General features: G+C 72.9%; 18 protein-coding genes and 1 pseudogene. 8 read left to right on the top strand and 11 right to left on the bottom strand.

The window, feature by feature from the left end; translation table 11 throughout:
- Positions 1 to 25 precede the first annotated feature (25 nt).
- The 3 genes from OG897_RS10425 to OG897_RS10415 form a co-directional block, all read right to left on the bottom strand.
- Positions 26 to 640: a TetR/AcrR family transcriptional regulator gene (locus OG897_RS10425; RefSeq protein WP_266655046.1), complete on the bottom strand. Its 615-nt coding sequence runs from the start codon at positions 638 to 640 to the stop codon at positions 26 to 28.
- Between the two features lie 84 nt (positions 641 to 724).
- Positions 725 to 1,546: an SDR family oxidoreductase gene (locus tag OG897_RS10420; RefSeq protein WP_266655045.1), complete on the bottom strand. Its 822-nt coding sequence runs from the start codon at positions 1,544 to 1,546 to the stop codon at positions 725 to 727.
- Entirely contained in the window at positions 1,543 to 2,682 is a 1,140-nt protein-coding gene (locus OG897_RS10415; RefSeq protein ID WP_266655044.1) for an acyl-CoA dehydrogenase family protein, read from the bottom strand. The genes OG897_RS10420 and OG897_RS10415 overlap by 4 nt, the downstream gene beginning before the upstream one ends.
- A gap of 49 nt (positions 2,683 to 2,731) precedes the next feature.
- Here OG897_RS10415 and OG897_RS10410 point away from each other — a divergent pair, with 49 nt between their 5' ends.
- The 4 genes from OG897_RS10410 (at position 2,732) to OG897_RS10395 (ending at position 6,186) form a co-directional block, all read left to right on the top strand.
- On the top strand, positions 2,732 to 3,688 hold the full coding sequence (locus tag OG897_RS10410; RefSeq protein WP_266655043.1) for an enoyl-CoA hydratase: 957 nt from the start codon (positions 2,732 to 2,734) through the stop codon (positions 3,686 to 3,688).
- A gap of 5 nt (positions 3,689 to 3,693) precedes the next feature.
- Positions 3,694 to 4,839, top strand: coding sequence for an acyl-CoA dehydrogenase family protein (locus OG897_RS10405; RefSeq protein ID WP_266655041.1), 1,146 nt, complete (start codon positions 3,694 to 3,696; stop codon positions 4,837 to 4,839).
- A complete protein-coding gene (locus tag OG897_RS10400; protein ID WP_266655039.1) occupies positions 4,839 to 5,795 on the top strand; it encodes an acyl-CoA dehydrogenase family protein in 957 nt (318 codons plus the stop codon). The genes OG897_RS10405 and OG897_RS10400 overlap by 1 nt, the downstream gene beginning before the upstream one ends.
- Positions 5,796 to 5,943: 148 nt before the next feature.
- Complete coding sequence (locus tag OG897_RS10395; RefSeq protein WP_266655037.1) at positions 5,944 to 6,186, top strand: hypothetical protein; 243 nt, start codon at positions 5,944 to 5,946, stop codon at positions 6,184 to 6,186.
- Between the two features lie 82 nt (positions 6,187 to 6,268).
- Here OG897_RS10395 and OG897_RS10390 read toward each other — a convergent pair whose 3' ends face one another.
- Positions 6,269 to 6,640: a MerR family transcriptional regulator gene (locus OG897_RS10390; protein ID WP_266655036.1), complete on the bottom strand. Its 372-nt coding sequence runs from the start codon at positions 6,638 to 6,640 to the stop codon at positions 6,269 to 6,271.
- Between the two features lie 60 nt (positions 6,641 to 6,700).
- Here OG897_RS10390 and OG897_RS10385 point away from each other — a divergent pair, with 60 nt between their 5' ends.
- Positions 6,701 to 7,621: an aldo/keto reductase gene (locus tag OG897_RS10385; protein ID WP_266655034.1), complete on the top strand. Its 921-nt coding sequence runs from the start codon at positions 6,701 to 6,703 to the stop codon at positions 7,619 to 7,621.
- 12 nt (positions 7,622 to 7,633) lie between these two features.
- Here the strand turns inward: OG897_RS10385 and OG897_RS10380 are convergent, their stop codons facing one another.
- Together OG897_RS10380 and OG897_RS10375 are read right to left on the bottom strand one after the other, a co-directional pair.
- Complete coding sequence (locus OG897_RS10380) at positions 7,634 to 8,218, bottom strand: HutD family protein (RefSeq protein WP_266655032.1); 585 nt, start codon at positions 8,216 to 8,218, stop codon at positions 7,634 to 7,636.
- A 44-nt stretch (positions 8,219 to 8,262) separates the two neighbouring features.
- The gene (locus OG897_RS10375) at positions 8,263 to 9,390 is read right to left on the bottom strand and encodes an acyl-CoA dehydrogenase family protein (protein ID WP_266655030.1); all 1,128 of its coding nucleotides are present in this window, start codon (positions 9,388 to 9,390) and stop codon (positions 8,263 to 8,265) included.
- A gap of 163 nt (positions 9,391 to 9,553) precedes the next feature.
- On the opposite strand from OG897_RS10375, the gene OG897_RS10370 reads away from it, so the two are divergent.
- Together OG897_RS10370 and OG897_RS10365 are read left to right on the top strand one after the other, a co-directional pair.
- Complete coding sequence (locus OG897_RS10370; RefSeq protein WP_266656728.1) at positions 9,554 to 9,751, top strand: flavin reductase family protein; 198 nt, start codon at positions 9,554 to 9,556, stop codon at positions 9,749 to 9,751.
- Between the two features lie 94 nt (positions 9,752 to 9,845).
- A pseudogene (locus OG897_RS10365) lies at positions 9,846 to 9,983 on the top strand (SDR family oxidoreductase); the annotation flags it as partial.
- 24 nt (positions 9,984 to 10,007) lie between these two features.
- Here the strand turns inward: OG897_RS10365 and OG897_RS10360 are convergent.
- The gene (locus OG897_RS10360; RefSeq protein WP_266655028.1) at positions 10,008 to 10,523 is read right to left on the bottom strand and encodes an N-acetyltransferase; all 516 of its coding nucleotides are present in this window, start codon (positions 10,521 to 10,523) and stop codon (positions 10,008 to 10,010) included.
- Between the two features lie 288 nt (positions 10,524 to 10,811).
- Complete coding sequence (locus OG897_RS10355; protein ID WP_266655026.1) at positions 10,812 to 16,874, bottom strand: TIR domain-containing protein; 6,063 nt, start codon at positions 16,872 to 16,874, stop codon at positions 10,812 to 10,814.
- 247 nt (positions 16,875 to 17,121) lie between these two features.
- Here OG897_RS10355 and OG897_RS10350 point away from each other — a divergent pair, with 247 nt between their 5' ends.
- A complete protein-coding gene (locus OG897_RS10350) occupies positions 17,122 to 18,312 on the top strand; it encodes an SLC13 family permease (RefSeq protein WP_266655024.1) in 1,191 nt (396 codons plus the stop codon).
- A gap of 33 nt (positions 18,313 to 18,345) precedes the next feature.
- On the opposite strand, the gene OG897_RS10345 is transcribed toward OG897_RS10350, so the two are convergent.
- The 3 genes from OG897_RS10345 to OG897_RS10335 are packed head-to-tail and all read right to left on the bottom strand — an operon-like array spanning position 18,346 to position 20,822.
- Positions 18,346 to 19,191, bottom strand: coding sequence for an inositol monophosphatase family protein (locus OG897_RS10345; RefSeq protein ID WP_266655022.1), 846 nt, complete (start codon positions 19,189 to 19,191; stop codon positions 18,346 to 18,348).
- A complete protein-coding gene (locus OG897_RS10340; protein WP_266655020.1) occupies positions 19,181 to 19,846 on the bottom strand; it encodes a hypothetical protein in 666 nt (221 codons plus the stop codon). Before OG897_RS10340 ends, OG897_RS10345 begins: the two co-directional genes overlap by 11 nt.
- 25 nt (positions 19,847 to 19,871) lie before the next feature.
- Entirely contained in the window at positions 19,872 to 20,822 is a 951-nt protein-coding gene (locus tag OG897_RS10335) for a hypothetical protein (RefSeq protein ID WP_266655018.1), read from the bottom strand.
- Positions 20,823 to 20,874: the final 52 nt, after the last annotated feature.

Raw genomic sequence — 20,874 nt, 5'->3', positions numbered from 1 at the left:
CGGGCGACTCCACTTCAGATGAGGGTCATTCGGTGCGTACGGCGATCCCGTCCAGCACCATCGACAGGTACTGGCGGGCGATCTCCTCGGGGCTGTGCTGACCTCCGGGCCGGTACCAGGACGCCGCCACCCACACCGTGTCGCGCACGAAGCGGTACGTCAGGCGGATGTCCAGGTCGTCCCGGAAGGCCCCGTCGGCGACTCCGCGCTCCAGCGTCCCCAGCCACGCCTTCTCGAACTTGGTCTGCGAGTCGGCGAGGTAGTGGAAGCGGGGCTGTGCGGAGAGGTGGCGGGACTCCTTCTGGTAGATGGCGACCGCGGCGCGGTGCCGGTCGATCTCCCGGAAGGACTCGGTGACGAGGGCCTCGATGGTCTCCCTGGGGTCGAGGGAGGAGGCGAGCACGGTGTCGTAGCCCTCCCACAGCTCGGTCAGGAAGGTCGAGAGGATCTCGTCGAGCATCGATTCCTTGGAATCGAAGTGGTAGTAGAGGCTGCCGGCGAGCATGCCCGCCGCGTCGGCGATCTTGCGGACGGTGGTGGCGTTGTACCCCTGTGCGGCGAACACCTCGGCAGCGGTGTCGAGGAGTTCACGGCGGCGCTCGGGTGACGCGGTCACCTGGGACTTCTTGTTGGTAGGCACCCGCTCATTGTCCGGCAGCCGCCGTACGGGGACCGGGGGCCGCCGTACGGGGAAGAGTGGCCGCCGTACGGGGAGCGGGGGCGCTCACGCATGCTGGCTGCTGACGGAGACCGTCTCGCCCGTCATGTACGAGGAGTAGCCGCTCGCCAGGAAGACGATCACGTTCGCGACCTCCCACGGCTCGGCGTACCGGCCGAACGCCTCCTTCGCGGTCAGCTCCGCCAGGAGTTCGGGCGTCGTCACCTTCACCAGGTGCGGGTGCATCGCCAGGCTCGGCGAGACCGCGTTGATCCGTACGCCGTACTCGGCCGCCTCCACCGCCGCGCACCGGGTGAGCGCCATGACGCCCGCCTTCGCGGCGGCGTAGTGCGCCTGCCCGGCCTGGGCGCGCCAGCCGATGACGGAGGCGTTGTTGACGATGACACCGCCCCCGCCCGCCGACCTGAAGGAGCGCAGCGCCGCCCGGGTGCAGCGGAAGGTGCCGTTCAGGGTCACGTCCAGCACCTTCGACCACTGGTCGTCGGTCATGTCGACGATGTCCGCCGTACCGCCCAGTCCGGCGTTGTTGACGACGACGTCGAGTCCGCCGTGGGTCTCCTCGGCGAGGGCGAACAGGGCCAGGACCTGGTCCTCGTCGGTCACGTCGCAGGGCAGCGACGCCACCTTGTCCGCCCCGAATTCGCCGGCGAGCTCCTCGTGGCTCGCCTTCAGGCGGCGAGCGTGCGCGTCGCCGAGAACGACCCGGGCCCCCTCCTCCAGGAAGCGGCGCGCGGTCGCCCCGCCGATCCCCGCCCCCGCCGCCGCCGTGATCACTGCCGTACGGCCGTCCAGCAGGGCGTGGCCCTTCACGTACGCGGGTGCGGTGCCGGGTCCTGTCGCGGGTCCTGTCGCGGGTGCGGTGCTCACGCCTTCGCCTCCTTCGGCAGGCCGAGCACGCGCTCGGCGATGATGTTGCGCTGGATCTCGTCGGAGCCCGCATAGATCGTGTCGGCTCGGGCGAAGAGGAACAGGCGCTGCCAGTCGTCCAGTTCGTACGGGCCCGACGCGGCGAGCAGCGAGGCCGCGCCGCGTACGTCCATGGCGAGTTCGCCGAGGTCGCGGTGCCAGCGCGCCCAGTGGTTCTTGGCGACGGACGGCGATACGTCGGTGCGCCGCGCGTGGGCGCGCATGACCTCCAGGCCCGTCCAGGCCCGTACGAATCGGTCCTGGAGGAGGGGGTCGGCGAGGGCTCCGGTGCGTCCGGCGAGGCCGACGAGGGCCTGCAACTCCCTTGCGAAGCCGACCTGTTGGCCGAGTGTGGAAACGCCCCGTTCGAAGCCGAGGGTCGCCATCGCGACCCGCCAGCCGTCGCCGACCTCCCCGACGACGTGCGCGGCGTCCGTGCGGGCGTCGTCGAAGAAGACCTCGTTGAACTCGGAGGTGCCGGTGAGCTGGACGATCGGGCGGACCTCGACGCCCGGCTGGTCCATGGGGACCAGGAGGTAGGAGAGGCCCGCGTGGCGGTGGGAGCCGGGGTCGGTGCGGGCGACGACGAAGCACCACTGGGACTCGTGGGCGAGGGAGGTCCAGATCTTCTGGCCGTTCACCCGCCAGGTGTCACCGTCGAGTTCGGCCCTGGTGCGGACGCCTGCCAGGTCGGAGCCCGCGTCGGGCTCGCTGTAGCCCTGGCACCAGAGTTCTTCGACCGCCACGATCGGCGGCAGGAAGCGGGCCTTCTGCTCCTCGGTGCCGTACGCGATGAGGGTCGGGCCGAGGAGCTGCTCGCCGATGTGGTTGACGCGGGCGGGGGCGTCGGCGAGGGCGTACTCCTCGTGGAAGGCGATCTGCTCCTCGATGCTCGCGCCCCGGCCGCCGTACTCCGTCGGCCAGCCGACGCAGGTCCAGCCATGGGCGGCCATGTGGCGTTCCCAGGCGAGGCGCTCGGCGAAGACCTCGTGTTCCCGGCCGGGGCCGCCCCTGCCCTTCAACTCGGCCAATTCCCGGCTGAGTTGGCTTCGTAGCCAGTCCCGGATCTCGGCGCGGAACTCCTCGACGCTGCTCATGGGCGTACGTTAACCTACCAAACACTTGTTAGGGAAGGATGGTTCCGCCATGACAGCCGAGACGTCCGACGCATCCGACACACCCGACCCGTCCACCACCGCGTCCGAAGCGCCCGCGACTGAAGCGCCCGCTTCCGAAGCGCCCGCTTCCGAGCCCGTTCTCTACGAACGGCGCGGTCAGGTCGCGTACGTGACCCTCAACCGCCCGAGGTACCGCAACGCCCAGAACTCCGCGATGACCTACGCCCTGGACGCCGCCTTCTACCGGGCCTCGGCGGACAGCGAGGTCAAGGTGGTCGTGCTGGCGGGAGCCGGTGAGCACTTCTCCGCGGGGCACGACATCGGCACCCCCGAGCGGGACGCCCATCTCCCCTTCGAGCGGCGGGCGGGGCTGTGGTGGGACCACTCGGACAAGGCGGGGGCCGAGAGCCGGTTCGCCCGCGAGTCCGAGGTGTACCTGGGGATGTGCAGGCGCTGGCGCGAGCTGCCGAAGCCGGTGGTGGCGTCCGTGCAGGGGGCGTGCGTGGCGGGCGGGCTGATGCTGGCGTGGGTCTGCGACCTGATCGTCGCGTCCGACGACGCCTTCTTCGCCGACCCGGTCGTACGGATGGGGATTCCGGGCGTCGAGTACTTCGCCCACCCGTGGGTGATGCCGCCGCGCGTCGCGAAGGAGTTCCTGTTCACGGGCGACCGGATGAGCGCTCGGCGGGCGTACGAGGTCGGGATGGTCAACCGGGTCGTGGGGCGGGACGAACTCGCCGACCGGACGAGGGAGTTGGCGGAGAGGATCGCCGTCATGCCGCGCCTGGGGCTCGCCCTCACCAAGCGCGCCGTCAACCAGGCCGAGGACCTCCAGGGCCTGCACACCGGGATGGACTCCGTCTTCGGCCTGCACCACCTCGCGCACGCGCACAACGCGGAGACGGCGAAGGACTCGCTGGGCGGGATGGACGTGGCGGCGATGAAGAGCGCCGCCCGGGGTTCCGCGCACACGTCGGAGGGCTGAGTTCCGTGGACCTCGACTTCAGCGCCGAGCAGGACGCCTTCCGGGCCGAGGCCCGGGCGTGGCTGGCCGCCCGCGTCCCCGAAGGACCCCTCCCCTCCCTGGAGACGGAGGAGGGTTTCGCCGCCCACCGGGAGTGGGAGGCGCGGCTCGCCGCCGACCGGTGGTCGGTCGTGTCGTGGCCCGAGGAGTACGGGGGCCGGGGTGCGGACATCTTCCAGTGGCTGATCTTCGAGGAGGAGTACTTCGCGGCGGGCGCGCCGGGACGGGTCTCCCAGAACGGCATCAACCTCCTCGCCCCGACCCTCTTCGACCACGCGACGGACGAGCAGCGGGCACGGGTGCTGCCGTCGATGGCCACGGGCGAGGTGGTCTGGGCGCAGGCGTGGTCGGAGCCGGAGAGCGGCTCCGACCTCGCTTCGCTGAGGTCGACCGCCGTACGGACACCGGGGGGTTGGCTGCTCTCCGGGCAGAAGACGTGGTCCTCGCGGGCCGCGTTCGCCGATCGCGCCTTCGGCATCTTCCGCAGCGACCCGGACGCGGACCGGCCGCACCGGGGGCTGACGTACCTGATGTTCGACCTGCGCGCGCCCGGGGTCACCGTCCGGCCCATCGGCCGCCTCGACGGCAAGCCCGCCTTCGCGGAACTCTTCCTCGACGAGGTCTTCGTGCCCGACGAGGACGTCATCGGCGAGGCCGGGCGGGGCTGGCGGATCGCCATGTCCACCACCGGCAACGAGCGCGGGCTGATGCTCCGCTCCCCCGGCCGCTTCCTGGCCGCCGCCGGCCGTCTCGCCCGGGACTGGCGCACGTACGGCGATCCGGCGGACACGGCGGTACGGGACCGGGTCGCGGACGCGCTGATCGGCGCGCGTGCGTACCAGCTCTTCACCTGGGCGAACGCGTCGCGCTTCGCCGCCGGGGAGACCATCGGCGCCGAGTCCAGCCTGAACAAGGTCTTCTGGTCCGAGTACGACATCGCCCTGCACGAGACGGCCCTTGAACTGATGGGTTCGGACGGGGAGTTGGCGGACGGGAAGTGGGCCGAGGGGTACGTCTTCGCGCTCGCCGGGCCGATCTACGCCGGTACGAACGAGATCCAGCGCGACATCATCGCCGAGCGCCTGCTCGGCCTGCCGAAGGGGCGCCGCTGATGCGTTTCCTGCTGACCCGCGAGCAGTCCGACTTCGCCCGCTCGCTGGACGCGATGCTCACCTCGGCCGACACGCCCGCCGTCGTACGGGCGTGGGAGTCCGGGGACCACGGGCCGGGGCGGGAGGTGTGGCGGCGGGTCGCGGAGGCGGGCGTCTTCGCGCTGGCCGTGCCGGAGGAGCACGAGGGGGTGGGGCTGCTGCCGGTCGAACTGGTCGTCGCCTTTAGGGAGTTAGGGCGGCACGCGGTGCCCGGTCCGTACGTGGAGACCGTTGCGGCGGCGGTCCTGCTCGCCGGGTCGCCCGGTCTGGCGAAGGAGTGGCTGCCGAGGATCGCCGCGGGCCGGGCGATGGTGACGCTGGCCGAGGAGGGCGGGTACGCGCTGGACGCGGACGCGGCGGAGGCGGTCTTCGTGCTCGGGGCGCGGCCGGCCGTACTGCCGCCCGGTGGAGCGCTTCGGGTGTCTTCGGATGCGGCGCGGAGACTGTTCGCGGTGACCCCTGCGGCCGGGGCCGGCGAGGCGCTCCCCGTTCCGGTCGCATCGGTGGTGGCGGCGCGGGAGTCGGCGATGCTGCTCACCGCCGCGCAGGCGCTCGGGGTCGGGGACGCGCTGCTGGCGCGGACGGTCTCGTACGTGAAGCAGCGCACGCAGTTCGGGACGCCGATCGGGTCCTTCCAGGCGGTGAAGCACCGCCTGGCGGACACGCTGGTGGGCCTCGAATTCGCCCGGCCGCTGGTGTACGGGGCGGCGCTGAGCCGCGCCGGGGCGGATGTCGCCGCGGCGAAGGTGACGGCGGGCGAGGCGGCGTACGCGGCGGGCCGGACGGCGCTCCAGCTCCATGGGGCGGTGGGGTACACCCAGGAGCTGGACCTGTCGCTGTGGCTGCGGAAGACGGGGCCGCTGCGGGACGCGTGGGGGAGGCCGGGGGACTGCCGGGGGCGCGTACTGGAGGGGTGACGAGGGCGGGCGGAGCCTGCGCGGGCCCCTCGGGGAAGGGGCGGAGAGGGGAGAGCTGCCCCGCGCAGCGGCCTGAACCCCCGCCCCCACCCCACACGGAACTCCACTACCGGCGTGACCCATGGGGCCCCCGCACGTTGATAACGGTATGAAGAAACGAAGCATGGCCGCCGCCGCCTCCCTCGCCGCCGGTTTCCTCGCCGCCCTGGTCTCCCCCGCCCCGGGCGCGCACGCGGCGGAGCCCGCGGACCAGCTGTCCCAGCTCCCCGTCTCGGGCGAACTGCTCGACGAGGTGACCGAGACCGCCACCGGCACCGTCACCAGCACCGCCAGCAACGCCGCCAACTCCACCAACACCGCGCAGCACACGACCGGCACCGCCCAGCAGTAGCCGCCGGACCTCTCGCGTACGCGTGTGCCCGCGCCCCCGCAGTCCCGGGGCGCGGGCACTCTCGCGTCCGTATGCGGAAGCCCTAAGCGGCCACGCGTACCGGCCCCTCCAGCCCCTCCAGCTCCGCCAGCAGCCCTACCAGCGCCTCCCGCGCCTCCTGAAGCTCCGCGACCCGTTCCTCCACCGCCCGCAGTTGCTCGTGCAGCAGCCCGCCCAGGCAGGGCTCGACCTCGGACGCCGCACCGCACGCGCAGTCCAGGATCTGCCGGATGATCCGGGTCGGCAGGCCCGCCCCGAGGAACGCCCTGATGCGCCGCACCCGCTGCGGCGCGTCCGGTGCGTACGAGCGATGCCCCCCGCCGGTGCGCGTGGCGGCGAGCAGTTCCTGCTCCTCGTAGTAGCGCAGCAGCCGTACGCTCACCCCGGTCGCCTTCGACAGCTCACCGATCTTCAACGTGATCCCCCTCACAGTCGCTTGAACCTCACACCGGTGTGAGCTCCTAGCGTTCCTTGCATGACGAACAACAACACCAGCACCACCAGCACCTCTTCCCCCCTCTTCCTCCTCGGCGGCGACCTTCCCGTCCACCGCGTCGGTTACGGAGCCATGCGGCTCGCCGACGCCCCCGACGCCCGCAGCGGCATCACCGCCCCGGTATGGGGGCCGGTCACCGACCGAGGCGAGACCGTCGCCCTCCTCCGCACGGCCGTCGAGCTGGGTGTCGACCTCTTCGACACCGCCGACGCCTATGCGCTCGGCACCAACGAGGAGCTGCTCGCCGAGGCCCTGGCCCCGTTCCGCGACCGGGTGGCGGTGGCGACGAAGGTCGGCGTCGTACGGCCCGGCCCCTTCGAGTGGGTGACGCACGGGCACCCCGCCTATCTCCGCCAGCAGGCCGAGCTGAGCCTGCGCCGGTTGCGCACCGAGCGGATCGACCTCCTCTACCTGCACCGCATCGACCCCGAGTACCCGCTCGCCGACCAACTGGGCGCGCTCAAGCAGCTCCAGGAGGAGGGCAAGGTCCGGCACATCGGTCTCTCGGAGGTGACCGTCGCCGAGATCGAGGCGGCCCAGGAGGTCGTGCCCGTCGCCGCCGTGCAGAACGTGTACAACCTGGCGGCCCGCCAGCACGAGGACGTCGTCGACTACACGGCGGGGCGCGGCATCGCGTTCCTGCCGTACCACCCGGTGGCCATGGGCGCGCACACCGCCGACGACAGTCCGGTGGCGGCCGTCGCGAAGGAGCTGGGCGCCACCCCGGCGCAGGTCGCGCTGGCCTGGCACCTGCACCGGTCGCCCCACGTGGTGCCGCTGCCGGGCACGTCCTCCCCCGCTCATCTCGCGGACAACTTCGGCGCGCTGCACCTCCCGCTCAGCGACGAGCAGTTCACCCGGATCTCGGGCCTGGAGGTCGACCCGGACTGGGTGGTCTGACCGGCCGCACGCTCAGGGGTGGCGCAGGGTCAGCACCGCCGTGCGGCCTTCGCTGCGGATCAGGGCGGGAGGAGGGGCGGGGTCCGTGAACACCAGCGCGTCGTACCGCTCCAGCTCCAGCGGCGCGTCCCCGCGCCTCCGCAGGACGGCTCCGGCGTCCAGCGGCACCACGATCCGGGTGGAGCCGGGCTCCGGGGCTCCGCCCGTCGTCACGTCCCCGGTCACGACCTCGACCTCCGCCGCGTACGAACTTCCCCTGCGGTGCATGACGTTGAGGTTGACCACGCGGCCGCCGAGCAGACGGCAGCCGGTGGGTACGTCGCCGGGGAAGCGCTGCGGGACGAAGCGGGCGTCCACCCGGCGCGGGCCGACGCCCTCCAGAGTGAGGTCCATGCCCTCCCCCTCGACCATGGTCAGGACGCGGTCCACGCCGGGGAACGCCGAGAACGGGCCGTCGGCGGCCACCTCCGCGAGGCTGACCCGCCACCCGAAGTCCGCCGACCCGGCCCCCTCGGGGCGGGCGGCGATCTCCCGGGTGATGCCGCCGCCGTTCTTCCAGGGGACGGCACTGCGGTCCGCCGCGCGCAGGAGCTTCATCGGACCGGGCCTTCTTCCGTACGACGTGATCGGTCCGCCCGAGGTTACGCGAGCACTTCCGCCCTGGACGCGGCGGTGAATCCCAGGAGTTTCGCCAGGCGGGCGCGGTGGGTGTCGGGCGAGCCGAGGAAGTGGGCGGTGCCGTGGGCGCGCTTGAAGAAGTCGTGGGCGGGGTGTTCCCAGGTGATGCCGATGCCGCCGTGCAGCTGGATCATCTCGCCGGAGACGTGCTGGTACGCCTGTGAGCACGCGGCCTTCGCGGCTGCGGCCGGACCGGGCGCGGCCCCCGAGTCGGCGGCGGCGAGAGCGAGGGAACGGGCCGCCTCCAGGAGGACGTACGCGTCGGCGATGCGGTGCTTGACGGCCTGGAAGGAGCCGATGGGGCGGCCGAACTGGACGCGGTCCTTGGCGTACTGGACGGTGATCTCCAGGGCGCGGGCGGCGGCCCCGACCTGTTCGGCGGCGAGTGCCGTGATCGCCAGGTCGCGGACCCGGGAGGCGATGCGCGCCCCTTCGGTGCTGATCAGCCGGGCCGCAGTGGCGTCCAGGACGATCCGGCCGAGCGGGCGGGTGCGGTCCATCGCGGGGAGGGGCAGGAACAGGCCCTCGGGGTGCGGGACTTCGAAGAGCGCGAGACCCCCGGGGGTGCGGGCGAGGGCGAGGAGGACGTCGGGCGCGTCGGCGGTGGGGACGTACTCCTTGGTTCCGGTGAGCAGCCAGTCGCCGGTGGCCGTGCTCTCCTCGGCGTACGCGGTGAGCTCGGCGGCCTCCCAGGTGCCGCGCGCGTTCTCGCCGTCGGCCTCGGCCCAGGCGAGGGCGGCGACCGAGGCCCCTTCGGCGAGGGACGGCAGGAGGCGGGCGCACACCTCGTCGTTGCCGGAGGCGATCAGGGCCTCGGTGGCGAGGACGGCGGAGCCCAGGTAGGGGACGGGGCTCAGCGCGCGGCCCAACTCCTCCATGACAACGTGCACTTCGGTGCGTCCCTCGCAGCCGAGGCCGCCGTACTCCTCGGGTATCGCGAGGGCGGCGACGCCGATGTCGCGGGTGAGGGGCTGCCAGGCAGCGGGGCCCTCGTGCCGGGCGAGGACGGACCGGACGGCCACCCTCAGCTCCTCCTGCTCCTCGGTGGGGTTCAGGGTGCCTGCGGGGTGGGCGGGGGTGCGCGCGTTCATACGAGTGGGGCTCCCTCTCCTGGGTTCCGGTCGGTGAAGGGCAGGTTTCCCGGGGGCATCAAGGATGCCCACCTCTCCCGTGCACAGCCAGCCGTCCGGCACCACGGATTCGGCGCCGGTATCCCGTCAGAGCTGTTTCTGTCAGGCACATACCTAGTAGAAACTGTCGGGCACATACCGAGGAGAAACAAGGACGGGCATGGCCGTGCGGTCGTTCTCGTCGGTCTCGCTCGACCCGCCGCTGATCTGCTTCTGCCCGGCGCACACGTCGTCGACCCGGCCGAAGATCCGGGCGGCGGGCGTGGACAGGTTCGCGGAGGTCGGGTGGACGCCGGGCGCCTTCGGCGCGCCGGGAGGGTGAGCAGCTGCTGTTCTTCCGGCGGACCTACGGGCGTGTGCCCAGGTGAGGATGGGGTGGGGCGGTCCTCGTAGGCTGAACGTGCGGGTTTGTCTGTGACTGGTCGCACCTCCCGCTGGGCCGGGTGGGCCGCCCCGAGGAGGTCGGAGAGCCGGTGCGGTTCCTGGTGTCGGACGCGTCGTCGTACGTCACGGGCACGGAGTTCACGGTGGACGGCGGCTCGACGACCGGCTGACACCGGCCGCCGCCCCCGCGCTCCTCACCGCATGGGGTACCTGCTGCCGAGACGGCACAGCACGAGGCGGCGCTCGCCGGGCCCGAAGTAGTCGGGGTCGTCGCTCTCCACGACGAAGTCCAGCGATCGGCAGAGCTCGACGGCCGCACGGTTGCCCGGCTCCGCCGTCACGCGGAGGGCACTGACGCCGTCGCGCTCGGCCCTGCGTACGGCGGCGGACAGCAGGCGGCGCCCGAAGCCGAGTCCCTGGAACCGCTTGTCGACGACGAGGTCGAGCACCCAGCTCACGCGCGTACGAGGGGAACGGGCGACGAGTACGTACCCCACGACACCAGCGGCACCAGCGGCACCAGCGACACCGACCGCGCCGTCGCCCGTGCCGGGCCCGTCGGGCTCCTCCCGTCCTTCGAGGACGAGCACTCCCTCACCGTGCACGTCCAGGAGCTGGCGGAGCACATGAGGGCTGTAGGCGTCGCCTCCGTACGCGGTGATGCCCAGGCCCACCACCTGCGGCAGGTCACTCTTCGTAGCCGGACGCACTTCGGCCCATTCGGTGCATGCCGGTAAATAACAGCCCTCGTGAGACTCCATTTCGTCCTCATCTCCTCGTCCCCCCGGTGAATGTGCGCGAACCCTGTCACTCGGTGTACTCGCCGGGGGGAGTTCTGTCCAGCGTCGGGGAGGGGCGGGAACGCGCGGAACCGGGCGCGCGGGAGCGGCACTTGGCCTCAAGTCCGCTTCAGGCCGGAGGCTTCCGGTCAGGAAGCCGATACCCCTCTCGGTGCGAGGGACGCAGCCCCCGTCCGTGACTCCGGCCCCCGGCGGCGGCTACAGCTCCTCGCCCAGAGGGAGCCGGTGCACCCCCGGGAGGAATTCGTCGAGTTCGCCCGGGACGAAGCGGGCCATGCCCACCACGTGCCAGAACTCGCCGTCCACGTCCCCCTCGCTCTTGTAGCCCCCGCCGGGCGTCAGAGCGGCCCACGCTCCCGGCACCCCCACCAGCGTGGCCCGCAGGGCAGGGGGACCGACGTCCGGCACCGCCCACAGGCGCACCGTTCCGTCCTCCCCCGCACTGGCCAGCAGCCTCCCGTCCGGGGAGAAGCCGACCGACAGCACCCGGCCCGTGTGAGCGGCCAGGTCCGCGAACTGTTCGCCCGTCTCGGCGTCCCAGAGGAGGATGCGCCGGTCGTCCCCGGCCGACGCGACCAGGGGGCGGGTGGGGTGCGCCGCGACCGTCCAGAGGCGTCCGCCCAACCCCTCCAGGCGGTGGGCGAGTTCACCGTCCCGCCAGACCAGCACCGCGCCGTCCCAGCCCGCGCTCGCCAGCCACTCCCCCTGCCTCCCGGAGCCGAAGGCGACCCCGTACACCCGGTCGTGATGGCCCGTCAGGTCGGCCAGCAGTTCCCCGGTCCGGCCCTCGCACACCCGCACGTGGCTGTCGTCGCACCCCGTCGCCAGCACGTCCGACCCGCGCCGGAACGCTATCGACCGCACCCTCCCCCGGTGCTGGTCCAGGACGCTGACGTGGGCTCCCGTCGACCGGTACCAGAGCCGTACCGTGTCGTCGTCGTTCGCGGTGGCGAGGAGGGTGCCGTCGGTGGTGAAGGCGGCGGCCCAGACGTGTTCGGTCTCCGCGTCGAACTCACGGAGGTACTCGCCGGTCCCCGGGTTCCACAGGTACACGTCGCCGTCGTTGCTCGCCGTGGCGAGGACGGACTCGGCGGGGCTGTAGACGGCGGAGACCAACCGGTCGCCCCGGCCGGTGAGTTCGTGGGTGCGCTGCCCGGTGCGGGTGTCCCACAGGCGTACGACGCCGTCGTTGCCGGTGGCGGCCAGTTGCGCGCCGTCCGCGCTGAAGCGCACCGACACCACCCGCCTGCCGTGCCCGCGCAGGATGCGCTTGCCCTGGCCCGTCGCGGCGTCCCAGATGCGTGCGCCGCCGTCGTTGCCGACCGTCAGCAGCTGCCCGTCGCCGGGGCGGAACGCGCACGCCCAGGCCGAGCCCCGGTGTTCGGCGGGCTGGCGGGGGCGGAGGGTGACCGTGTGGCCGCCGCTGCGCCGGTCGGCGACCGTCCAGACCCGTACCGCACCGTCGCTGTCGCAGGCGGCCAGCAGGCGGCCCTCGTCGCCGAACAGCACCTGGTACACCGCCCCCGTGAAGCTCTCCAGGGCCCCGGCGGGCGTGCCGAGGACCGGGTCCCAGAGCTTGACCCGCCCCTCCGTGTCGCCGCTCGCCAGCAGCGTCCCTGACGGGTGGAAGTCCAGTGTGTACACCCGCCCCGCGTGCCCGGCCAGCTCGTGCAGCAGCTCGCCGTCCGAGGCCCGCCAGACGCGTACGACTCCGTGCTCCTCCTCCCCCATGTCGGCGGTGGCGAGCAGGGTCCCGTCCGGGCTGAACCGGGCCCGGTAGACGGCCCCTTGATGCCCCTCGGCCTCGTACGCGCCCCGGCCCGTCGCCAGGTCCCAGACCCGCACCCGGGCCGCCGCGTCGCCGGTGACCAGCAGTCGGCCGTCCGGGCTGAAGACGGTCGTGTAGACGGGCGCGGTGTGGCCGGGGAGACGGTGCACGGGCAGCCCGGTGGCCGTGTCCCACACCGTGACCAGGCCCTCCCGGTCACCCGTGGCGAGCAGCGTTCCTTCCGTGTCGAGGGAGACCGGCCACACCCCGCCGGGGTGCACGTCCAGGCGGTGGCGGCAGCGTCCGGTGACCGGGTCCCAGAGGCGGACCGTTCCGTCCGAGCCGCCCGTGGCGATGGTGTCGGGGCGGAACTTGACCGCGTACACCCGCCCCACATGGCCCTGGAGGGTGCGCAGGGCGAGCCCGTTGTCCGTGCCGCAGAGGAGGACTCCGCCGTCCTCGCTGCCGACGGCGAGGAGTTCCCCGTCGGGGCTGTACGCGATGGGCTCGGGGAGGCGGCTCGTCCGCATGTCGAACCCGTAAGGAACACCCACCGCGGAGGGCCGGAAACCGGCCTCCACGGGCATGCCCGGCGCGATGGCGGCCCACTTCAACTCCGCTGCCGCGCGCACCTGTTCGTCCAGCTCCGCGTCGATGAGCGCGGCCCGCACCCACCTGCTTCCGGACAGCCGTACGTCTGCGATCCGGGCCCGGGTGAGCCGGGCGCGGGAGAGGTCGGCGCGGGTGAGGTCCGCACCGGTCAGGTCGGCGCGGTCCAGGCGCGCCCCGGTGAGGCGGGCGCCGGTGAGGTCGGCGCGGGTCAGGTTCACGCCGACGAGGGTCGCGCCGGTGAGGTCCGCGCCGGTCAGGTCCACGCCGGAGAAGTCGCGGTGGGAGAGGTCCTCCCCGGCGAGGCGCGCGCCGCGCAGGTCGGCGTGGGAGGGGACCTTGAGGCGGTTGCTGATGCGCAGGGCGTTGGCGCGGGCGGCGTCGCCGCCGCCGTGCCCCGGCGAGTCGAGGACGTTGCGCACCCAGCGAACGCACTTCTCGTGGTCGGCGAGGTCGCAGAGGAATTCCACGGAGAGCTGGCTGAGCAGTCCCGCCGACAGCAACCCGTGCTGCCCCCGGTCGAGTTGGGCCGCCGCCTCGCGTGCGACGAGCCACTCCACCACCGAGCCGTGGATGAACTGGAACACCCCGTCGTCGCTGCGCACCAGCAGCGTGCCCGCGCCGACCGCCTGCGCGGACTCGTGGACGGTCATCGGGGAGGCGGTAAGACCGGTCAGGGTGCGGCCGGACATCTCCGTCAGCTCGTCCAGGCGCAGCGCGGTGCGGCCGGACTCCCACAGGCGCAGGGCGAGCGCGGTCACCGCCTTCCACAGGGCGTCGATGCCCAGGCCCGGCGGGGCTCCGGGTCCGCCGTGGCCGCGCACTTCCTCGTACGCCAGCCAGGAGGTGAACACGTCCTCGTACAGCCGTGCCGGGCTCAGCGCGCGGCCCGCGCCCGCGACGGTGCGCAGCTGGTCCGGGGAGAGGTCGGCGACGAAGGACAGCAGGCGCGGGTTGCGGCAGAGGGCGAGCAGGTCGGGGATGCCTTCGAGGAGGTGGAAGCGCTGGTCGGCGGTGTGCTCGTCGGCGTAGGTGTTGCGGAGGTAGGCGTGGATCTGGCGGGAGGTGAAGCCCTCCACGGTCAGGACCTTGCGCTGCGGGAGGAGGCCGACCTGTTCGCCGAGTGCGGTGAGGACCTGCTGCTGGTTCTTGAAGTGCTGGGTACGGCTGCTGACGATGATCTTGGTGTTGCCGACGCAGGCGTCGATGAGGACCTTGAGGTGGTCGGCGGCGCTGTCGTACGAGACCCGGTTGACCAGCTCGTCGAAGCCGTCGAAGAGGAGCACGACCCGGCCTTGCGCGAGCATGTAGCGCAGGGCGCGCAGGTCGATGGTGTCGACGTGATGGGCGGCGAGGTGGGCGGCGACCAGGCCCTCCAGGGACTGGGCCCGGTCGAGGGTGTTGAGCGGGATCAACAGCGGTATCAGGTACGGGAGTTGCTCGGGGATGCGGCGGGCCAGCTCGCGCAGGGCGTAGGTCTTGCCGTGGCCGAAGTCGCCGAGGAGCAGCACGAAGCGGCCGTGGTCGTCGTCGAGGAGTTCCAGCAGGGCCTCGACCAGGCCGTCGCGTTCGGTGGAGCCCTGGCCGTCGCGGCGGGAGGTGTCGCGGTAGCGCTGCGGGAGGTAGAGGTCGGGGGCGTACTGGCCCGCCTCGTGCAGGGCGGCGGTCTGTGCGGCGACGTGTTCGCGCAGGTCGAGCAGCCCCTGGAACTGGAGGAAGCTGCGCACCCGCACACGTACCCCGTGCCGGGCGGCCCGCTCGCGCAGGCTCCGCGCGGGTGCGTCGCCCGCGTGCACGAGGACGGCTTCGGCGGTGTCCTGCGAGGACGCGGTGGTGGCGTGCACCTGGGCGGCGAACCGGTCGAGGTCCTCCTCGGTGGGCGTGCCGGGGTGCACGGCGATGCGCTGCTGCCGTACGACGCCCTCCTCCTGCCAGGTGGCGAGGATCTGCGCCATGTCGTCGGGCGACCGGCGGGCGGCGTCGCGCAGGCTGACCCCCTCGCGCTTGACCCGGCAGATCTCCTTGACCCGCTCGACGAGGGAGTCGACGGGGTCGTCGGCCGTCGAGCGGTCGGGCAGGGCCGCGGCCGTCGGGAAGCCGAGGTCGGGGAGGTCGGGCACGGGGAAGACGCGGGCGGTGCGGTGCCAGTCGGCGGCGAAGGTCTCGGGGTCGGCGGCGGGCCGGTCGGACCAGCGCTCCGCGCCTTCGGCGGTGACGCGCAGGAGCTGGAAGCGGGCGGGGGCCGCCGCTCCGAAGAGCTGGAGGGGGCCGGGGCGCTCGGCGGGGGTGGGGCGGGCGGGGCCGCCGGGGGCTGTGCGGTCAGCGAAGCCACCGGGGCCTGAGCGGTCGCCGAAGCCACCGGGGCCGGTCCGCTCGCCGAAGCCCGCGCCGCCCTTCAGCTGTCCCGTACGGCCGCCGGGGCGGGCGGGGCCGCCGGGGCCGTCCGGCCCTCGGGCGGAGCCGTGCCCCGCCCGCCCCGGCGGGGCCGCTGCCGCCAGTTCGGTGCGGCTGGGGCGTCCGGTCGTGGTGCGCGGGCCGCCGGTCGGGCCGTGCAGCAGGAGGTTCAGGCGGGGTGCGGCGAGGCGCGCGAAGGTGTCGGCGTCGCGCAGCGCGCCGGGTCCGCCCGCCGCGTCGCCCGGCCGTGTCGCCTCGGTCAGCGGGTGCCGGAGCGCGCCGATGCGGAGCCAGCCCTCGGCCTCGTACTGGCGCAGCGCCTCGGAGAACCAGGCGGCCTGGTCGCGGCCGATCAGCCCGAACTGCTCCTCCCGGCGGTGGCTGAACCCGATGGAGGAGTTGAAGCCCGCCACCACCGTGTTCAGTTCCGGGACGGGGAAGAGGGTCCACGGCTGGTCGCTGTCGAAGACGGTGTCCAGGCCCTGGTAGAAGCTGCGGAAGAGGCGGGTGTAGTGCCGCCACTTCGGCCAGTACGGCGGCTGCGGGGCGACCTCGTCGGCCTCGCAGGTGTGGAAGTAGCCGAGGCAGGCCGCCTGGCTGACGTCCTGGCCGCCGGGCACGATCATCACCCGTTGCGGGGGCAGTTCCAGCTGGGAGCGCAGGGCGGTGAGGAAGCTGAGCGCCTGGTCGCACTCGCGGGGGCTGCCGGACGCGGTGAGGTCCCCGGTGACGACGAGGAGGTCGGGGGCGGGCGCGCCCGCGTCGCGCAGCTCGATGAGGTCGCCTCGGATCTCCCGGGCCAGGGCGTCGGGTTCGCGCCCGCGCCCGAAGTCGGGTCCCGCGAGGTGCAGGACGTTGACGGCGCCCTCGCCCTGGCCTGCCGTACCGCCGTCGGAGAGGGGGTAGGCGGGGGCCGTGACGGGGCGTCGGCGGCCCGCCCAGCCGGGACCGCCGACCCTGCCGGGTTCCGGCACTCCGGGCAGGTCGGGGGCGGCGGGCCGGGGGGTCGCCCGGCCGGGGAAACCGGGGCGGACCAAGGGGCGGGCGTTGCCTTCGAGGGCCTGCTCGATCCGGGTGAGGAGCAGACCGCGCGCGGTCTGCGGGTCGGCGACGCCCACCAGATCGACGTACGTGAGCGTGGCGAGCAGCCCCTCGATGGGAGTGTCCTCGACCCTTACGGTGAGCAGCTTGCGCTCGGGGGCCTGCGGCGAGGAGCGCAGCGCGGCCTGCCATTCCATACGGCCGTAAGTGGAGCGGGCGTAGTGACGGGAGAGGACGGCGATGACGGCGGCGGACTCGCTGACGCCCCGGTCCATGAAGTCGATGAAGTTCGTTCCGGCGACGAAGTCCCACGCCTGGACGACCGTGCGGTACCCGGCGTCCTCCAGCGTCCAGGCGATCCAGGACGCCCACTGCTCGTCGGCCGGCGAATAGCTGATGAAGAAGTCCAACTCGCTTGCCCCGTCCCCGAGTTCACCGTGGCTGGCCATAGACCCAATGGTAACGACCTCCCCCGCGATGGAGAGCGGATCAGCGAGCGGCGTCATGCGGCTTCGAATCCAAGGCGGAGGAGGGAGGGATGGCGCGTGGGGCCTCCCCTGGTCGAGCGAAGCCGAGACCTTGGGGAACATTGCGACTGACGACAACGCCGGAGGCGGAGTCGCAGGGCGTCGGGAGCCCGCTCTCCATCGTGGGGGAGGTCGTCAGGGTGCGTCAGTGGGAATTAATGTGTCGATCGTGCCCCTCCTCAGACGTTTTCATCCGCTGGACTGGGTGGCCTTCGGGCTGCTCGCGCTCGGGCTGCTCGCCGTGGCGACCGGGCTGCTGCCGACGGGTCCGGCGGGTGACGTCATGGAGCGCATCGGCCCGTTGCTGCTGTTCCTGGCGACGGTGATCGTGCTGGGCGAGCTGACGGGCAAGGCGGGTGTCTTCGACGTCATCGCGTCGTGGGTGGCGCGGACGGCACGCGGCAACTACCTGGCGCTCTTCGGGCTGTGCGTGGCCTTCGCCTCGGTGACGACCATCGCCCTGAACCTGGACACGACGGCGGTCCTGCTGACCCCCGTGATGCTGGCGCTCGCCACCCGGGTGGGCATCGCGGCACTTCCGATGGCGATGACGACGGTCTGGCTCGCGAACACCGCCAGCCTCCTGCTCCCCGCCTCCAACCTCACCAATCTCCTCGCCGCCGACCGCATCGCGCTCTCCGCTTCGGGACTCGCGGCCACCCTGTGGGCGGCGCAGCTCGCGTCGATCGCGGTGACGATGGCGTGCCTGTGGGGCTTCTACTGGCGGCGCGGCAAGCGGGGCGCGGACCGGTACGAGCCGCCGACGGCACCGGCTCCGGCGGACCCGGTGCTGTTCCGGGTGAGCGCCGTGGCCTGCGCCGGGTTCCTGCTCGCGATCCTGGTGGCGGACGTGGAGCTGTGGATGGCGTCGGGGGCGGCGGCGCTGGTCGTGGTGGTGGTGTTCGCGGTGCGGCGTCGCAGCGAGCTGACGTGGTCGCTGATCCCCTACCGCCTGCTGATCCTGGTGCCCGGCATGTTCCTGGTCGTGGAGACCGTCAACGCCAACGGCCTGCACGCGGCTCTGGCCTCCGCGCTCGGCGCGGACGACGGGCTCCTCGGGATGCTGCGCGCGGCGGGCGTCGGGGCCGGAGTGTCCAACGTACTGAACAACCTTCCGGCGTACGTGGCCGGGGAAGCGGCCGTTCCGGACGGCAACACGCACCAGCTCCTGGGCCTGCTCGTCGGCGTCAACGTCGGCCCCGTCGTCACCCCGTGGGCGTCGCTCGCCACCCTCCTGTGGTTCGAGCGGTGCCGGTGGCACGGGACACAGGTGGCGCTGGGCCGGTTCGTCGGCACGGGCTTCGTGCTGGCGGTGACGGCGACGCTGGCCTCGACGCTGGCGCTGGCCGCCACCACCTGATCACCCGGGGACGTGGCGCGAGCCACCACCTGATCACGCCGACGACGTGGACCGCGCCACTTCCTCCAGTACGTACGCGAGGGTCGCGCCGCGCCCCGCGACGAAGCTCCGCCCGCTGCCCGGTCCGCTGAACCCGGGCCTGAACGGCGACCCGTCGAGCGTCGTCAGCTCCACCCCCGCCTCGGCGGCCAGCAGCGCCCCGGCGGGCAGGTCGACGCCCTCCGCCCGGTAGCCGACGAACGCGTCGATGGAGCCCCGGGCGAGCAGGCTCCACCCCACCAGCGGGGCCCACAGCTGGAGCACCCGGCGGCACCGCCGTTCCAGCCCGCCGCGCAGGGCGGCGGCGAAGGGGTCGGCGCGGTCCACGTCGTACCCCTGGGTCCAGGCGACGACGGGTCCGGCGGCGGGCAGCCGGGGGGCGGGTCCGGTGAGCCGTCCCCGGGGGCCGTGGGCTCCCCGGCCGGCGACGGCGTGCCAGGTCTGGTGGGTGACGGGCTCGTGGACGACGCCGACGACGGGGCGCTCGCCGAGGCACAGGCCGACCCCGACGACGTACACGCACAGCCCTATCGCGACGTTGTTGCTGCCGTCGAGGGGGTCGACGAGCCAGGTCCGCTCCCCCTGTCCGGCCGACTCGCCCGCCTCCTCGGAGAGGATGCGGTCCGTGGGGAAGTGGCGGCGGATGCGGTCGAGGACGATGCGTTCGGAGGCGAGGTCGAGGTCGGTGACGACGTCGCCCGCGCTGCCCTTGCCGGTGATGGTGCGCAGTTGGCCGTAGCGTCCGCGCAGCAGGTCCCCGGCCTCCTCGGCGGCGGCGACCGCGACCTTCCTCTCGTCCTCGTACGTACGGGGTTCATCGGTACGGGGCTCAACGGTCACGGCGGTCCATCCTCCCGAGCGCGGTGCTGACGGTGCGGGCGGTCTGCCGGGCGTCGCACAGACGGCGGGCCGAGCGGGTGGCGCGGCCGTCGAGCGGGCCGAGCGAGAGATCGGCGCGGCCGGGCCGGACGAGGCCGAGGACCAGGGTGGCGGCGGGCCGCCCGTGTTCGACGACGGTGGCGTGGAACTCCCCCGCGGGCAGGGTGTAGCTCTCGCCGCCCGAGCTGACCCGGCGGGGGCCCGGCGCGCTGCGCACCAGGACCGGGGTGGGCAGGATCTCGTCGGTGCCGTCGGGGGCGCTGCGCACCTCGAACACCCGGTGGGTGGGCCGGTCGCCGCCGTCCTCCGTACGGACGAGGAGGTTGGCGACCTGCCCGTACAGGACGTGGCTGTGCAGGTCCCAGCTGTGCGAGTGCATCGGGGAGGTGCCGGGCTCGGGGGCGGTGTCGCTCTCGAAGAGGTGCACGCACACGCCGCGCGGCCCTTCCCGCAGCAGCGGCAGGCAGAGGAAGCCGAGCGGGTGGCGGACGGCGGGCAACTCCCGTACGCCCGTGGCGATGTCGACGAGTGCGGCGCGGGCACGGTCCCGCAGCAGGGCGGTGTGCGCGCGGTCGAGGGCGGTTTCGAGTTCGTCGTAGTCGAGGAATACGTCCATGCGTGCGCACCCCCGAGGGGGCGCCTCACCTCCGATAGGGGTCCTCCGCGTGCAGGGCCTTCACGATGATCTCGCCGATGTCGCTCTCGGTGAACGCGCGCGGCAGCCCGATCCCCAGGGCGTCGAACAGGGCGCGGACCTCGTCCACGGTGGGTTCCGGGGCGAGCTGCGGGGCGCGTCGCAGGTCGAGTTCGGTGGCCTGCTCGCGGCTCTGGTGGAGTTCGGTGACGTAGTAGTCGTAGAGCGGCTGGCCCTTGCGGATCAGGAGGTTGGTGCGCGAGGGGTCGTCCTGGGTGATGACGAGGCAGCTCTCGGAGAGGTCGAAGCGCAGGGTGGAGACGACGGAGGACAGATGGACGCCGATCTCCAGGGTGGCGAGCTGCTGGCGGTAGCAGGCTGCGGCGAGGACGGTCGCGTACGCCTCCTTGCGGACGCGGTCGCGGGTCCACAGGGCGGCGCTGGCGGCAGCGCGTTCCCCGGCGAACATCTGACGGAAGCGGGAGTACGCGGCGCAGGCGCGGTCGTCGGCCGGGTTCACGATGTCGATCTTGATGTTGAGCTGGGAGCGCTGCACCTTCGCGGTCTCGACGCACTGCGGCAGCGTCACCGCCCTCAGATACGTCCCCGTTCCGCCCTTGAAGTACCAGAGGTGGGTGTCCCTGCGCGCGTCCCGCAGCGCCTCCGCCACCTCGTTGCCGAGCAGCGACGTGACCATGGCCTGGTCCTCCAGGGCCTGCCGGGTACCGGCCATCGCCTCCTGGATGCTGGCGGGCTGGCGCACCCGCTCGACGATGGAGCCGATGGCGAGGGCGCCGAGGACCAGGAGCGTGGCGCCGGAGACCACGTCGTCGGTGAGGACGTCGCCGAAGATGTCGAGGAGGCCGATGGTGAGCGCGATGGCGGCCGCGACGACGACGTCGACGTTCTTCATGACCCAGGTGACGAACCGTTCGATGCGTCTCGCGGGCACTGTCATGCGGACCCCTCCCCGTTCCCCCGTTGCTCCGTGATCGTAGGGAAGGGGGGCG

It is taken from the genome of Streptomyces sp. NBC_00237 (genome assembly GCF_026342435.1).
Taxonomy (GTDB): domain Bacteria; phylum Actinomycetota; class Actinomycetes; order Streptomycetales; family Streptomycetaceae; genus Streptomyces.
Note: the sequence above shows the minus strand (reverse complement) of the source record. Positions and strands in the feature narration are given on the sequence as shown.